Source organism: Nonomuraea sp. H19, assembly GCF_052068215.1.
Lineage (GTDB): Bacteria > Actinomycetota > Actinomycetes > Streptosporangiales > Streptosporangiaceae > Nonomuraea.
Map to the genome: position 1 here is coordinate 109,582 of NZ_JBQHCV010000028.1, position 13,734 is coordinate 123,315.

At 69.9% G+C, this 13,734-nt stretch carries 14 protein-coding genes; 9 read left to right on the forward strand and 5 right to left on the reverse strand.

From position 1 onward, the window contains the following. The first annotated feature begins 84 nt into the window (after positions 1–84). Both ACTMTI_RS44760 and ACTMTI_RS44765 read left to right on the forward strand, forming a co-directional pair. Positions 85–1,140: a sensor histidine kinase gene (locus ACTMTI_RS44760; protein WP_441126929.1), complete on the forward strand. Its 1,056-nt coding sequence runs from the start codon at positions 85–87 to the stop codon at positions 1,138–1,140. Then, positions 1,137–1,802: a response regulator gene (locus tag ACTMTI_RS44765; protein ID WP_441126930.1), complete on the forward strand. Its 666-nt coding sequence runs from the start codon at positions 1,137–1,139 to the stop codon at positions 1,800–1,802. The genes ACTMTI_RS44760 and ACTMTI_RS44765 overlap by 4 nt, the downstream gene beginning before the upstream one ends. Positions 1,803–2,031: 229 nt before the next feature. On the opposite strand, the gene ACTMTI_RS44770 is transcribed toward ACTMTI_RS44765, so the two are convergent. Then, positions 2,032–2,388, reverse strand: coding sequence for a C40 family peptidase (locus ACTMTI_RS44770; RefSeq protein ID WP_441126931.1), 357 nt, complete (start codon positions 2,386–2,388; stop codon positions 2,032–2,034). On the opposite strand from ACTMTI_RS44770, the gene ACTMTI_RS44775 reads away from it, so the two are divergent. From ACTMTI_RS44775 to ACTMTI_RS44800, 6 genes are all read left to right on the forward strand, one after another. Beyond that, entirely contained in the window at positions 2,369–2,629 is a 261-nt protein-coding gene (locus tag ACTMTI_RS44775) for a hypothetical protein (RefSeq protein ID WP_441126932.1), read from the forward strand. The genes ACTMTI_RS44770 and ACTMTI_RS44775 overlap by 20 nt on opposite strands. Before the next feature lie 311 nt (positions 2,630–2,940). Next, entirely contained in the window at positions 2,941–4,524 is a 1,584-nt protein-coding gene (locus tag ACTMTI_RS44780; RefSeq protein WP_441126933.1) for an ABC transporter substrate-binding protein, read from the forward strand. Further along, positions 4,521–5,492 (forward strand): ABC transporter permease, encoded by a 972-nt coding sequence (locus tag ACTMTI_RS44785; protein ID WP_441126934.1) that lies wholly within the window; start codon positions 4,521–4,523, stop codon positions 5,490–5,492. The genes ACTMTI_RS44780 and ACTMTI_RS44785 overlap by 4 nt, the downstream gene beginning before the upstream one ends. Then, positions 5,489–6,340, forward strand: coding sequence for an ABC transporter permease (locus ACTMTI_RS44790; RefSeq protein WP_441126935.1), 852 nt, complete (start codon positions 5,489–5,491; stop codon positions 6,338–6,340). Before ACTMTI_RS44785 ends, ACTMTI_RS44790 begins: the two co-directional genes overlap by 4 nt. Next, positions 6,337–8,034 (forward strand): ABC transporter ATP-binding protein, encoded by a 1,698-nt coding sequence (locus tag ACTMTI_RS44795; protein WP_441126936.1) that lies wholly within the window; start codon positions 6,337–6,339, stop codon positions 8,032–8,034. Before ACTMTI_RS44790 ends, ACTMTI_RS44795 begins: the two co-directional genes overlap by 4 nt. A gap of 15 nt (positions 8,035–8,049) precedes the next feature. Continuing rightward, positions 8,050–8,805 carry a (2Fe-2S)-binding protein gene (locus ACTMTI_RS44800; protein ID WP_441126937.1) on the forward strand — a complete coding sequence of 252 codons (756 nt, stop codon included), beginning with the start codon at positions 8,050–8,052 and terminating at the stop codon, positions 8,803–8,805. A gap of 86 nt (positions 8,806–8,891) precedes the next feature. Here ACTMTI_RS44800 and ACTMTI_RS44805 read toward each other — a convergent pair whose 3' ends face one another. From ACTMTI_RS44805 to ACTMTI_RS44820, 4 genes are read right to left on the reverse strand one after another with little or no spacing between them, the layout of a single operon-like run. Further along, positions 8,892–11,111, reverse strand: a complete 2,220-nt coding sequence (locus ACTMTI_RS44805; protein WP_441126938.1) for a heavy metal translocating P-type ATPase — start codon at positions 11,109–11,111, stop codon at positions 8,892–8,894. A 21-nt stretch (positions 11,112–11,132) separates the two neighbouring features. After that, a complete protein-coding gene (locus ACTMTI_RS44810; RefSeq protein WP_441126939.1) occupies positions 11,133–12,113 on the reverse strand; it encodes a hypothetical protein in 981 nt (326 codons plus the stop codon). Then, entirely contained in the window at positions 12,110–12,319 is a 210-nt protein-coding gene (locus ACTMTI_RS44815; protein WP_441126940.1) for a heavy-metal-associated domain-containing protein, read from the reverse strand. The genes ACTMTI_RS44810 and ACTMTI_RS44815 overlap by 4 nt, the downstream gene beginning before the upstream one ends. A 32-nt stretch (positions 12,320–12,351) precedes the next feature. Beyond that, positions 12,352–12,633, reverse strand: a complete 282-nt coding sequence (locus ACTMTI_RS44820; protein ID WP_441126942.1) for a metal-sensitive transcriptional regulator — start codon at positions 12,631–12,633, stop codon at positions 12,352–12,354. A gap of 257 nt (positions 12,634–12,890) precedes the next feature. On the opposite strand from ACTMTI_RS44820, the gene ACTMTI_RS44825 reads away from it, so the two are divergent. Continuing rightward, positions 12,891–13,592, forward strand: coding sequence for an MFS transporter (locus ACTMTI_RS44825; RefSeq protein WP_441126944.1), 702 nt, complete (start codon positions 12,891–12,893; stop codon positions 13,590–13,592). Positions 13,593–13,734: the final 142 nt, after the last annotated feature.

Consider the following 13,734-nt stretch of genomic DNA (forward strand, 5'->3'; position numbering starts at 1 on the left):
GCTCACGCTAGGAACGGCCGGGCCGGGCCGCCTCCCCCTGGCGAGGGAGTGCGCGCGGCGGGGCGTCGGCTAACGTCGATCGTCGTGAAGCGCCATATCGCCCAGGTCGTGAGGGCCGGGATCTACCAACTGCTGGGCGCCGCGCTGCTGACACCGGTCGCCGTGGCGCTCGGCCTACCGATCCTGGCCGAGCTGACGCCGGGGCGCGTGCTGGTGTTGTGGGCGGTGTGCCTGCCCGCCTCAGTGCTGCTCGCCATGACGCCGCTGATGCGGCGTCTGGAGGTGGCCGCGCTGTCGGAGCTGCTCGACGTCGACGTGCCGGAGCGGGCCGACCGCATCTACATGGTGGCCCTGACCAGCCTGCACCTGTACGGCGGCGCCACGCTCGGCGCGGGCGTGCTGGCGCTGTCTCCCGGCCTGGTCCGGCTGGGCGGGCTGTGGCGGGAGGCGCCCGGCGAGCTGGCGGAGGTGCTCCTGCTCGCCGCCGCCACGCTGGCCGCGATGGTCGCCGCTGGATTCGGCCAACGCTGGGCGGCGCGCCGGCTGCTGCGCACCGAGCCGTCCCGTGTGATCGCCGAACTCGGCCGCCGCCAGAGCCTCGCCCTGGAACTGCACGACTCCGTCGGCCATGCCCTCAGTGTCGTCCTGGTGCAGGCCATGGCCGCCCAGGCGGCGCTGCAGCGAACCGAGCTTGCGCTCGCCGTACAGTCGCTCGGCCATCTGACGGCCACCGCCCGCCACGCTCAGCAGGACCTCGACGTGCTGCTGAACGTGCTCGACGACGGCATCACCGCCGAGAGCCCCACGCTGGAGGCGCTCGACACGCTCACCCGCGGCCTGGACGTGCACGCGAGCGTCGGCCACCTCGGCAAGATCCCGGCCGCGACCTCGCGCGCGGCCTTCGCCATCGCACGGGAGGCGCTCACCAACGCCCTGCGTCACGGGCGTGGCCCGGTCACGCTCGACGTCGCCGTCGGCGCCGACCTGGTCCTGACCGTGGACAACGCGACCGCGGGCAGCTCCGGCGGGCAGGGGCGCGGTCTGACCGGCATGCGCATGCGGGCCCGCCTGGCCTGCGGGACGTGCACCTGGGAGGAGGCGGACGGGACGTGGCGCGTACAGGCGAGGCTGCCGCTGTGATCCGGGTCGTCCTGGCCGACGACGAGCAACTGATCCGTTCGGGATGGACGACCATGCTCTCCCTCCACGACGACATCGCGGTGGTGGGCGAGGCAGCCGACGGCCGCGAAGCCGTCGAGGCCGGCACCGGCGCCGACGTCGTACTGATGGACATCCGCATGCCCCGCATGGACGGCCTGGCCGCCACTCAGGAACTCGCCCGCCGCTCCCCGGCGACGCGGGTCATCGTGGTCACCACGTTCGAGAACGACCAGTTGGTCTGGGGCGCCCTGCGCGCCGGCGCCGCGGGCTACGTGCTCAAACGCGCGCCCGCCGACGAGTTGGCAGAGGCAGTCCGGCTGGTGCACTCACGCGACGCGGTGCTCTTCCCCGACGCGCTGCGCCGCATCGCTTCCCCGCATCTCGGTACGGCGAAGCCGCGCGTGCCGGTCGAGCTGACCCCACGCGAGCTGGACGTCCTGCGGCACATCGCGCTCGGGCAGAACAACGCGGAAATCGCGGCGACGCTGCACGTCACCAAGGAGACGGTCAAAACGCACGTCGGCAATGTCCTGGACAAGCTCGGCGCCCGCGACCGCACCCGGGCGGCCGTCCTCGCCTACGAACTCGGCCTCGTCTTCGCCGGCACCCAAGGGCAGGTCCTCGGAACGGGCGATTCGTGACGGCCATCGGCCCATCCTGGAACCGCACGAGACCCATGATCGCAGTGGAGCCGCCGCGTGATCACGGCGACGAGGATCGAATGGATTGAATGCCGCGTCCTGCCAGACTTTCGCGGCGGACGTCCAGGCTTCGGTCCATGCCACGCCCCTGCCGTCGGGCGCCATCGAGGACCAGGCGCTCAGCCGCGGGCCCGACAAGGTCACTATGGGGAGCAGTTCCTGCCTGACGTCAGTCCGCACCGGCCACCCTGACGACGCCCGCGAGATTTCGCGTGTGCACAGGCACGATCTTGACGACGTCCCCCGTCCTGGGAGCCTGGATCATCTTCCCGTCACCCCAGTAGATCGCCGCATGGGAAATGTAGCCGGGATTGGTCGGGTCCAGTCGCCAGAAGATCAGGTCTCCCGGCCGTATCTGTGCGAAGGGGACCTGGGGACCACTGGCGAACTGCTGGTGCGTCACTCTGGGCAGACGGATCCCGGCGCGTCCGTACGCCCACTGGATCAGCCCGGAGCAGTCGAACGCGTCGGGCCCCTCGGCGCCCCATACATAGGGAGCGTCGAGCTTGCTCGCGGCTGCCGTCAAGACCACGCGGATCCGCTCGTCGGGAAGCGAACTCGGCGAACGAGCCTTCGCCGCCTACCTCCGCGCCGAACAGGAACACGGCCGCATCCACGCCGACGCCGACGTCGAATCGCTTGCCCTCGCCTTGGTGGGAACCGCACATCAACTGCTGCTCACCCGTGGCCCTCAGGCGCCCGACCTGCGCGACCGCATGCGCAGGACGACGACAGCCTTGATCGCGGGTGTCACTCCTGACACCTAAGGACAGCCGATCTCCGGTGATCCGTAGTAGTGATGGTTTCGCGACCGTTACGGGCGCTCGACACGCACTGCTCACTCGACCGACCCGGCGACCTGTCATGCGGTATATGCCCAGCTCACAGACATGGCATGACTCCTGACCGAGCCTGGTAGGGGAATTACGGAGTTACATATTGAGCTCTTGTATCTACGGAATACCTCTATAGAGTCGCATGAAACACCGCTCGCTCCACCCGGCGGCGGTCTCGACCTCTTATACCCCCGGGAGGTTCCGTGTACCGGCAATCGAGGACGTTCATTGCGATGGCCGCCGTGCTCTGGTTAGCTCTGGCCGGATGCGGCGCGGGTACCGAGCCTGCCCAGAGCGGGCAGACCGCCGCGGCGGCGAAGAGCGTCACCATCGCGATCTCCTCCGATGAGGGCACCCTCACCCCGTTCACCAACCAGACCGGCTACCCGGGCAACAACCTGGTGAAGCTGCTCTTCGACACTCTGGTCATCGTCCAGGGCGACGGGGTCGCGCCGCTGCTGGCGAGGCAAATCCAGACCACCGACAACAAGGTCTTCACGATGCCGCTCAGACAGGGCGTCACCTGGCACGACGGCAAGCCGCTGACCGCCGACGACGTGGTGTTCAGCGTCGAGTTCTACAAGAAGAACATGGAGGGCGACTCCTCCATCGACGTCCGGCCGGTCCAGAGCGTGACCGCGAGCGGCGACACCGTGACCCTCACCCTCAAGGCGCCGGATCCCGAGTTCCCGCGGCGCATTCTGGCCGACATGGCGATCCTGCCCCAACACCTGTGGTCGTCGGTGGAGAAGGTCAGCGAAGCCGGGACCGACAAGGCGATCGGCACCGGCCCGTACAAGCTCACGCAGTACGACAACGCCCGCGGCTACACGCTGACCGCCAACGCCTCCTACATCATGGGCAAGCCGAAGGTCGACACCGTCAAGGTCGTGGTCATCCCCGAGGAGTCCACGCAGTTCGCCGCCCTGCGCACGGGCGAGATCCACCTGTCCACCCGCATCGTGCCTCCGCAGCAGCTCCAGGCGCTGGAGCGGCAGCCGAACATCGGCGTGGTGAAGGGCACCGAGTTCGCCTCCACGTTGCTGGCCTTCAACACCACCAGGGCCCCGTTCGACAAGCCGGAGGTCCGCCGCGCCCTGGCCAAGGCCATCGACGTGACGGACCTGGTGAAGACCGCGCTGCTCGGCCAGGGCACACCCGGCAATCCGGGCTTCGTTCACGCCGACTCCCCCGTCAAGCCCGACCAGCTCTCGCCGCTCTACGACGTCGAGGCGGCCAAGCGTGAGCTCGACGCCTTGGGCGCCAAGCCCGGTCCCGACGGGATCAGGGTGCTGAACGGCAAGCCGATGTCGTACGAGCTGCTGGTCCAGAGCACCTCCACCGACCGGCTGCGCAGCGCCGAGCTGATACGCGACATGCTCAAGGCGGTGGGTGTGGCCGTCAAGGTTTCCTCCCTCGACCCGGACTCGCTGGATGCGAAGGTGTGGCCCGACTACGACGTGAGCAAGGGGCGCAACTACGACCTGTCCATGTGGGGCTGGTCCGCTCCCGTCATGCTGAGCAGCGGCACCATCGCCCAACTCGTCGCCTCGGACCCGGAGGACGGCTCACTCAACATCGTCGGCTTCAAGAACGACCAGGTCGACGCCACCGTGAAGACCCTCACCTCGGCCCCCACCATGGAGGCCAGGACGGCGGCGGCCAAGCAGCTCCAGGCGCAGATCGCCGAGCAGTTGCCGTTCCTGACGCTCTACTACCGCAACGGCGCCTACGCCTTCCGCAAGGACGTCTACAGCGGCTGGGCCTGGCAGAACGGCTCCGCTGTGCTCAACAAGTTCTCCCTCGTCGACTTCAAACTCCAATGACCTGGCGGTACGCGGCGAGCCGGCTGGCCGAGTATGCCGCCGTGCTCGCAGTGGCGCTCACGCTGAACTTCGCGCTGCCCCGCGCGCTGCCCGGTGGCCCGCTGAAGCTGTTCGGCAGCCCGGAGGCGCTGGCCAGGCTGACCGCCGACGAGCGAGCGCAGATCGCCACCCAGTACGGCTTCGGCAAGCCCCTGCCCGAGCAGTTCCTCGACTACCTCGGCGGTGTCCTCACCCTGAACCTCGGCACCTCCCTGTCCGACGGGCGGCCGGTCACGCAGGCGCTCGGCGAGGCGCTTCCGTGGACGTTGCTGCTCGTCGGCACCAGCATCATCGGCACCGCGCTGGTAGGGGTGACGTTCGGGGTGGTGGGCGCGTTGCGCCGGCGCAACGGCAAAGGGTCGGGACTGCTCGGCACGGCCATCGTGCTCGACTCGTTCCCGCAGTTCTGGCTGGGAATGCTGCTCATCGTCCTGTTCGGCGTGCAGCTCCAACTGCTGCCGACCTTCGGCGTGTCGGGCGTCGAAGGCGTGACGGTCTCCGGCGTGCTGATGCATCTGATCCTGCCGGTGACCACCATGACGCTGACCGGGATGGGCTACCTGTTCCTCTACACCCGCTCGTCGCTGCTGACCGTGCTGACCAGCGAGCCGATCCAGCACGCGCACGCGCGCGGGGTGCCGTACGGGAGGCTGGTGCGCAGGCACGCGCTGCGCCCGGCGCTGCTGCCCGTGCACACGATCCTCATGATGGAGATCGGCTTCCTCGCCGCGGGTTCGATCGTGGTCGAGACCGTCTTCGCCTACCCGGGGCTCGGCCGCCTGACCTTCGACGCGATCACGGCCCGCGACTATCCGCTGATGCAGGGCGCGTTCCTGGTGCTGACGCTGATGGTCGTGCTGATGAATGCGCTGGCCGACGCCACCTACCCCCTGCTCGACCCCCGCGCCAGAACCGGAGGCGGCCGATGATGTTCCTGCGCGCACCCCGCCGTGATCTCCTCGGCAGCCAGGGAATGATCGGCGCCGGGATCCTCGCCCTGATCGTCGGAGTCGCCCTGTACGGCACGGCGCTGCCCGACGACGCCGGCCGGGCCCGGGTCGCGGATCCGTACGCGCCTCCGGGAGCGGGGCTGCCGCTCGGGGCCGACGATCTCGGCAGGAACCTGCTCGACCAGCTCATCGTCGGCGCCGGCACGTCCCTGAGCCTGGCCTTCATCGTCGCCGCGGCCACCACCGTGCTCGCCGCGCTGGTCGGCGGGGCGGCCGGGATCGGGCCACGCTGGCTGTCGGCCACGCTCATGCGCGGCACCGACGTCATGCTGGTGCTGCCCGAGCTGATCCTCTACATCCTCGCGGCGGCCTTCCTCGGCCAGTCCTTCGGCACCCGGGTGACGATCCTGGCGCTGATCCTCTGGCCGGTCCCGGCGCGAGTGCTGCGGGCCGCCGTCCTGACCGCGTGGTCGCGCGGGCATCTGGAGGTGGCCCGCGCGATGGGCTCCCCGCGCTGGTGGCTGCTCCTGCGGCACGGCTCCTACCTCATCGGCCCGCTGCTCATCCCGGTCTTCGTCCGTACAGCGATGCGCGCCGTCATCTACGACGCGACCTTGTCCTTCCTCGGCTTGGGCGACCCGACCGCGCCGAGCTGGGGCACCACGCTGTTCTGGGTGCAGACCAACGGCGTGTTCCTGTCGGAGGCGTGGCTCTGGTGGGCGCTCCCGCCGGGCGCCGCCATCACGCTGACCGTGCTGGCCCTCGCCCTCATCGGCATCGCCGTCGAGGAACGCCTCAACCCCGCACTCAGGGAGGCCACCCGATGACGCTGTCCCTGCGCGACCTCACGATCAGCTACGGCGACCTGACCGCAGTCGACGGGATCAGCCTGGACGTCGCGGAAGGCGAGGTCGCGGCGCTCGTGGGCGAGAGCGGCTGCGGCAAGACCTCGCTCGCCCGCGCCCTGCTCGGGCTGCTCCCCCGCACCGCGACCGTGACCGGGTCCGCGCGGCTCGGCGAGGACGAGCTGGCCGGCCGTACCGTCTGGAAGAACATCCGCGGCCGCCAGGTCGCCATCGTGCCGCAGGGCGCGATGGCCGGCCTCAGCCCCGTCCACCGGATCGGCGCCCAGATCACCGAGATGCTCACCCTGCACGGCGGCCGCTCGAGCCCGGCCGAGCTGCTCCAACACGTCGGCCTCCAACCCGCCATGCTCCGCTGCTACCCACACGAGCTGTCCGGAGGACAGCGCCAACGGGTCGCGATCGCCCTGGCGCTGGCGGGCGAGCCCCGGCTGCTGATCGCCGACGAGCCCACCACCGGGCTGGACGTGATCACCCAGCGGCAGATCCTCACGCTGCTCGCCGGTCTCGGCACCACCACGCTCATCGTCTCGCACGACCTCGCCGGGCTCATGCCGTACGCGGACCGGGTCGCGGTGATGTACGCGGGCCGGCTCGCCGAGGTTCGCCCGGCACGCACGCTCGCCGCCGAACACTCCCACCCCTACACTGCAGGCCTGCTCACCGCCACCCCCGTCGCGGACCGGCAGGTGCCCTGGGGCAGCATCCCCGGCTCCGCGCCCGCACTCGACCTGCTGCCGAAGGGATGCCGCTTCGCCCCGCGCTGCCCCCTGGCCACCAACCTGTGCGCGGAAGAGGCGCCGCCGCTGCGCTCACACGGCACGGCGCAGGTGGCCTGCCACCACCACGACAAACCGACCTACCCAGTAGTGCCACGCGGCGGCCACGCGCCAGGGGCGCCGGTCGTCCGCGTAGCCGGCGTACGCCACCTCTACCGGACCCGTTCGAGAACCGTGGAGGCGCTACGGGGGGTGGATCTCGACATCCACGCCGGAGAGATCGTCGGGCTGGTGGGCGAGAGCGGCTCTGGCAAGAGCACTCTGGCCAGGATCATCCTCGGCCTGCTGCGTCCGTCGAGCGGCCGGATCGAGATCGCGGGCGAAGAGTTGACCGCCCGGCGCGGCCGCGCGCTGCGCCGCCTCCAGCAGCGGATCGGCTTCGTTCACCAGGATCCCTACGACGCGCTCCACCCCGGGATGCGCATCGCGAGCCTGGTGGCCGAACCCTTGATCATGACCGGTACACCGCGGGAACAGCGGGCCCACAGGGTCCCCGAGGCGCTGAGCGCCGCCGGGCTGCCCGCGACGGACGAGTTCCTGCAGCGCTTCCCCGGTCAGTTGTCGGGCGGGCAGCGGCAGCGCGTGTCCATCGCCCGGGCGCTCGCGGCCGATCCCCTCCTCCTGATCGCCGACGAGGCCACCTCGATGCTGGACGTCTCCACCCGCGCCGGCATCGCCACCACACTCCGCACGCTGGCCGTCGATCGCGGCCTCGCCGTCCTCTTCGTCACCCACGACCTGGGAGAAGCCGTGCAGTCGTGCGACCGGATCGTGGTGCTCCGCAACGGCACGGTCGTCGAGCATGGCCTGTCCGCCGACCTTGCCAGCGCCCCTTCCCACCCCTACACGGCCCAACTGCTCGAAGCAGCTCAGACCTGACAAGGATGGAAAAGAGTGACGGACGTCTTCGCACGCCTGGAATCCTTCGGCGACCGCTTCCGGCTCCAGCGCGGGCCGGTGCCGGGGGAGGACTGGCTCGCCTGTGACCGGCTGCTCGATCCGTGGTCCGCGGAGCTGAAGCAGGTGCTGAAGGCCGAGCGGCGGGCGAGCGGCCAGGTCTCCGACCACGCGACAGCGCTGACCGTGATGGCGGTATACGCGGGCACCGTGACCGCAGCCGCCGTGCTGGCATGGGCCATCGAGGGCGTGGTGATCGACATGCGCCCGCACAACGTCGCCATCCGGCTTTCCCCGCATCACGGCTTCGAGGCCGTCGCGATCCGCGAACCCACCGTCACCGACGCACCTGTGGAGACCCTGGTCGCTTGGGTGCTGGACGACCACCTGCTGCCCCTCGCGCATGCCATGCGCGTACGTACCCGAGCCGGCCTTCGCCAGCTCTACGGCGGCGTGGCCCACGGCTGCGCGGCGGCTTTCTGTATCGCCAGCCGGCGCGGCGGAGACGTGGACCAACTGGAGAGCGCGTACCAGACGTTCCTGACCGCCGCCACCGGCGGACTGGACCGCCTGGGCAGGGTGATCCGGCTCAGGGAAGGCGACCGGGAGGGACTCTTCTACCTGCGCAACACCTGCTGCCTCTACTACACCTCCGCAGAGGAAGTGAAGTGCTCCAGTTGTTGCCTGGACACCGTCGAAGATCGCGTGACGAACTATCGGCGGCTGCTGGCCGACGGCGTCGTCCCGCACTGAGGATGTGGTCGGTGAAGCCGGCCTGTTCGTCCTGTTCCATGCGAATGGCTCCGAGCGGTGTTCGCCCGGAGCCATCCCGAGTGGTGCTACTTGAAGCGGCGTAGCCGCAGGCTGTTGCTGACCACGAACACGCTGGAGAACGCCATCGCGGCCCCCGCGATCATCGGGTTGAGCAGGCCGAGGGCGGCCAGCGGCAGGGCGGCCACGTTGTAGGCGAAGGCCCAGAACAGGTTGCCCTTGATCGTGCTGAGTGTCCGGCGGGAGAGCCGGATGGCGTCGGCGGCCACCCGCAGGTCGCCGCGGACCAGGGTGAGGTCGCTCGCCTCGATGGCGGCGTCGGTGCCGGTGCCCATCGCGAGCCCCAGGTCGGCCTGGGCGAGCGCGGCGGCGTCGTTGACCCCGTCGCCGACCATGGCCACGACCCTGCCCTCGCTCTGCAGTTCCTTGACGACGTCGACCTTGTCGGCGGGCAGCACCTCGGCGATCACCTCGTCGATGCCCACCTCGGCGGCCACGGTCTTGGCCACCGCCTCGTTGTCGCCGGTCAGCAGCACCGGGGTGAGACCGAGGGCGCGCAGCTGTGTGATGGCCTCCTTGCTGGTCGGCTTGACCACGTCGGCCACCACCAGCACCGCCCGCGCCTGACCGTCCCAGCCCACCGCGACCGCGGTACGGCCTGCGGCCTGGGCCGCGTGCAGGGCGCGCTCCAGGTCGGGGGTGAGGTGCTGCGACCATTCCTCCAGCAGCCGGGGACGGCCGACCAGGACCGCGTGGCCGTCGACGATGCCCTGCACGCCGAGTCCTTCGACGTTGGCGAAGTCCTCGACGGTGGCGTCGGAGCCGGCGGCGCGGGCGATGGCCTGGGCGATCGGGTGCTCGGAGGCGTGCTCCAGCGCGCCGGCCAGGCGCAGCACCTCCTCGCGGCTCTCGCCCTCGGCCACGTGGACGTCGACCAGGGTCATCTTGCCTTCGGTGACCGTGCCGGTCTTGTCCAGCACCACGGTGTCGATCTTGCGGGTGGACTCCAGTACCTCGGGTCCCTTGATCAGGATGCCCAGCTGGGCGCCCCTGCCGGTGCCGACCAGCAGCGCGGTCGGAGTGGCCAGGCCCAGCGCGCACGGGCAGGCGATGATCAGCACGGCCACCGCGGCGGTGAAGGCGGCGCCCACGCCGTCGCCGGTGCCGAGCCAGAAGCCCAGCGTGCCGAGCGCCAGGGCGATCACGATCGGCACGAAGATGCCGGAGATGCGGTCGGCCAGGCGCTGCACCTGCGCCTTGCCGGTCTGCGCCTCTTCGACCAGTTTGGCCATCTGGGCGAGCTGGGTGTCGGCGCCGACCCGGGTGGCGCGGACGATCAGGCGGCCGCCCGCGTTCACGGTGGCGCCGGTGACCGCGTCGCCGACACCGACCTCGACCGGTACGGACTCGCCGGTCAGCATCGAGGCGTCGACCGCCGAGGTGCCTTCCTCGACCACCCCGTCAGTGGCGATCTTCTCGCCGGGGCGGACGATGAATCGGTCCCCGGCGGAAAGCTGTTCGACCGGCACGCGCCGGCCGTCGGCCAGCTCCACGTCTTTGGCGCCCAGTTCCAGCAGGGCTCGCAGCGCGGCGCCCGCCCGCCGCTTGGAGCGGGCTTCGAAGTAGCGGCCGGCCAGGATGAACGCCGTCACTCCCGCAGCGGCCTCCAGGTAGATGTTGCCGGAGCCGTCGGTGCGCTCGATGGTGAACGCGAACGGGTGCGTCATCCCCGGCGTGCCCGCGGTGCCGAAGAACAGCGCCCACAGCGACCAGCCCAGCGCGGCGATGGTGCCGATCGAGATCAGCGTGTCCATGGTGGCGGCGCCGTGGCGCAGGTTGGTCCAGGCCGCCTTGTGGAAGGGCCAGCCCGCGTACACCACCACCGGCGCCGCCAGCACGAGCGACAGCCACTGCCAGTTGGTGAACTGCAACGGCGGGATCATCGCCATCGCGATCACCGGCACGGCCAGCACCACAGAGGTGATCAGGCGGCTGCGCAGCGGCTGGAGCTCGTCCTCCGGCTCCTGCCCGGCCGCCTCCGCCTCCGTCTTGGGCGGAGCGGGCAGGGCGGCGGTGTAGCCGGCCTTCTCCACCTCGGTGATGAGCTGCTGCGGGTCGATCCCTTCGGGGAAGGTGACCTTCGCCTTCTCCGTGGCGTAGTTGACCGTCGCGGTCACGCCGTCCATCTTGTTGAGCTTGCGTTCGATGCGGTTGGCGCACGACGCGCAGGTCATGCCGCCGATCGAGAGCTCGACCGCGTTCTGCCGGTCATCGGTGACCTGGGACATCAGCGTTCTCCTTTCTCTCGGTCAGTGGCTGTGGTTGTCGCCGTGCCCGCTGGGGGTGGGCGTCGAGGTGGGGGTGGGCGTCGGGATCGCCGGCCGCTCGCCCGCGCCGAGGGTGAAGTCGGCGGTGCGGACCTCGCCGTCGTGCTGGAAGTCGAGGAAGAGCCGGTAGTCGCCGACGCTGGGCACCTCGGCGTAGAAGACGATCTCGGGTCCGGCCTTGGTCTTGCCGTCGCCGGGCTCGCCGTCGGGGTGGACGTGCAGGTACGCCAGGTCCCGGGCGCGCAGGGCCACCAAGTGCCCATAGGCGCCGAGGTACGGCTGCAGGTCCGTCACCGGCTTGCCGTCCTTGCTGACCTTGAGGGTGAGCTTGCTCGCCTGTCCGGGCGTCAGCTCGCCGTCGAGGGTGACCTCGTATCCGTCGACGGTGGCCGTACGGCTGGTCTCGGGAAGCGCCTTGGGCTCGTAGTCGCCGGCGACGAGCAGGTCGGCGCCCAGGGTCAGAGCGCTGCTACCGGTGGGGGCGAAATCGGCGAACGCGCGGTACGTCCCCGCGGCCGGGAGGGTGAGCTTGACCGACCAGACGCCGTCACCCGCCTCGACCGGGTGCAGGTGCTGAAACGAGGTCAGGTCACGGGAGACGACGATGAAGTGCAGCTTCTTGTCGTGCTCGACCTGGTAGTCAGTGACCGGGCGGCCGTCGGGGCCCGTCACGGTGAAACGGAAGTCGGTCGGCTCATCCGGCTTGATCGCGGCGGTGAGCGGGGTGAGGGTGTAACCGTTCTCGGACACTTGAAGCCCTCCGGGGGTATTGTTCTCCGCCTGCTCGGTGGCGTGCTCCCCGTGTCCCGCGCTCGCCGTCGGCGTCCCCATGGTCGTCATGGCGGCGTGGTCCTCTGCCGGGGGCGTCCCAACCGGTCCCACCGCCTTGCCCGCGCCCAGGGCGCCGCCGAAGACGACGGCGAGCCCCAGGACGTAGGAGCCGAGCTTGGCTGCGGTGTTCACGAGTTCGCCACTTCGTAACCGGCCTCTTCGACCGCGGCGACGATCTTCGCCGGGTCGATGGGGCCGTCGCTGTCCACGGTCAGCAGTCCGGTGGCCAGGTCCACCTCGACGTTGGTGATGCCGGCCACTTCGCTGACCTCTTCTTTGACCGAGCTGACGCAGTGGCCGCAGGTCATGCCCTTGACGGTGTAGGTGGCGGTGCTCATAGCGATCTCTCCTTCAATCCGGGTCAATGCGGTCAGGAACGGACGAGTCTGGCGATGGCGTCGGAGGCTTCCTTGACCTTCGCGTCCGCCTCCGGGCCGCCCTTCAGGGTGGCCTCCGCGACGCAGTGGGCCAGGTGGTCTTCGAGGAGCGACAGGGAGAACGACCTCAGCGCGCTGGTCGCCGCCGACACCTGGGTCAGGATGTCGATGCAGTACTTGTCGTCGTCGACCATGCGCTGCAGGCCACGGATCTGGCCTTCGACGCGACGCAGTCTCACCGCGTGGTCCTGCTTGGTGGTGGCATATCCGGGCATGTCGTCCTCCCTCGGGTTCGTCGCCCATGACAACACTATACCCCCCTATGGTATTCCTGGAAAGCCGGAGCGTACTTCCGGGCAACTGACCGGACCCGGAACGCAGCCATCCATCGCGAAACCGAGGAGTTCGACATGCCACACGTGATTCGCAGGCCAGGCGTGCTCGGCGGGACATCGCTCGCCGTCTTTCTCGCCACCGTTCATCGGATCTTCTTGAGTGCGGAAACCTCCGCCTTCAGTTCACGAGGGGGAGGATGTCAACGGTCATCCAGCCCTTCTTCGGCGCTGTAGCGGAAGATCGCAGCTTGCGCGTGGTCACCCCGGTGCCCGACTGGGAGCCGCACGGCCACCGGCCCCTGCGGACCCTCTTTCAGCTCCGGCTGCTGCGCGGGCCCATCGGCGGGCTCACGCTCGCCTCCAGCCTGGCGAGCGTCGCTTTCGTCACCTTCACCAGTTCGCTGCCCATGTGGCTGGTGCGCGAGCACGGTCTGGCGACCGACGACGCGTTGATCGGATGGAGCCTGGCCGCCTTCTCGCTGGCCGCGGGCCTGGGCTCGCTGGTCGGCGGCGTGCTCACGCCGCGTCTTGGCCGCCGTACGACGCTGGTCGGCTCGCTGCTCGCCGCGGCCGTGCCGCTGCTCGCCGTTGTCGGGCTGGAGCCGGGCGGCGTGCCCTTCTTCGTCGCCGCCATCCTGGCGGGTGCGCTCCTGTACGTGAGCAACCCGATCAACGTCGTGATCGCACAAGACCTCGCGCCGGACGCGCCGGCGACCGCGGCGGGCATGGTCCTCGGGGTGTCGGTCGCCGTGGCGGGCGTGCTCTACGTGGCCCTGGGGTGGCTCCAGGAGATCGCAGGGCTCGGCACCAGAATGGTCGTCGGGTTCGTGCTGGTCATCCCAGCGGCTGCCGTCGCTCTGGGGGTTCTGTGGCGGCACCCCGAAGTAGACCGCACTTGACATATACCCCCCACTGGTATTGATTGCCGTCACCACAATACCCCTAGCCGGTATTGAAAACTTCCTTCCTCATACCCTACCCAGGTAGGGCTCATCGTGGAGAGTGCTCATGTCCGCACCATCCCCCCCGGCGATGGACCGC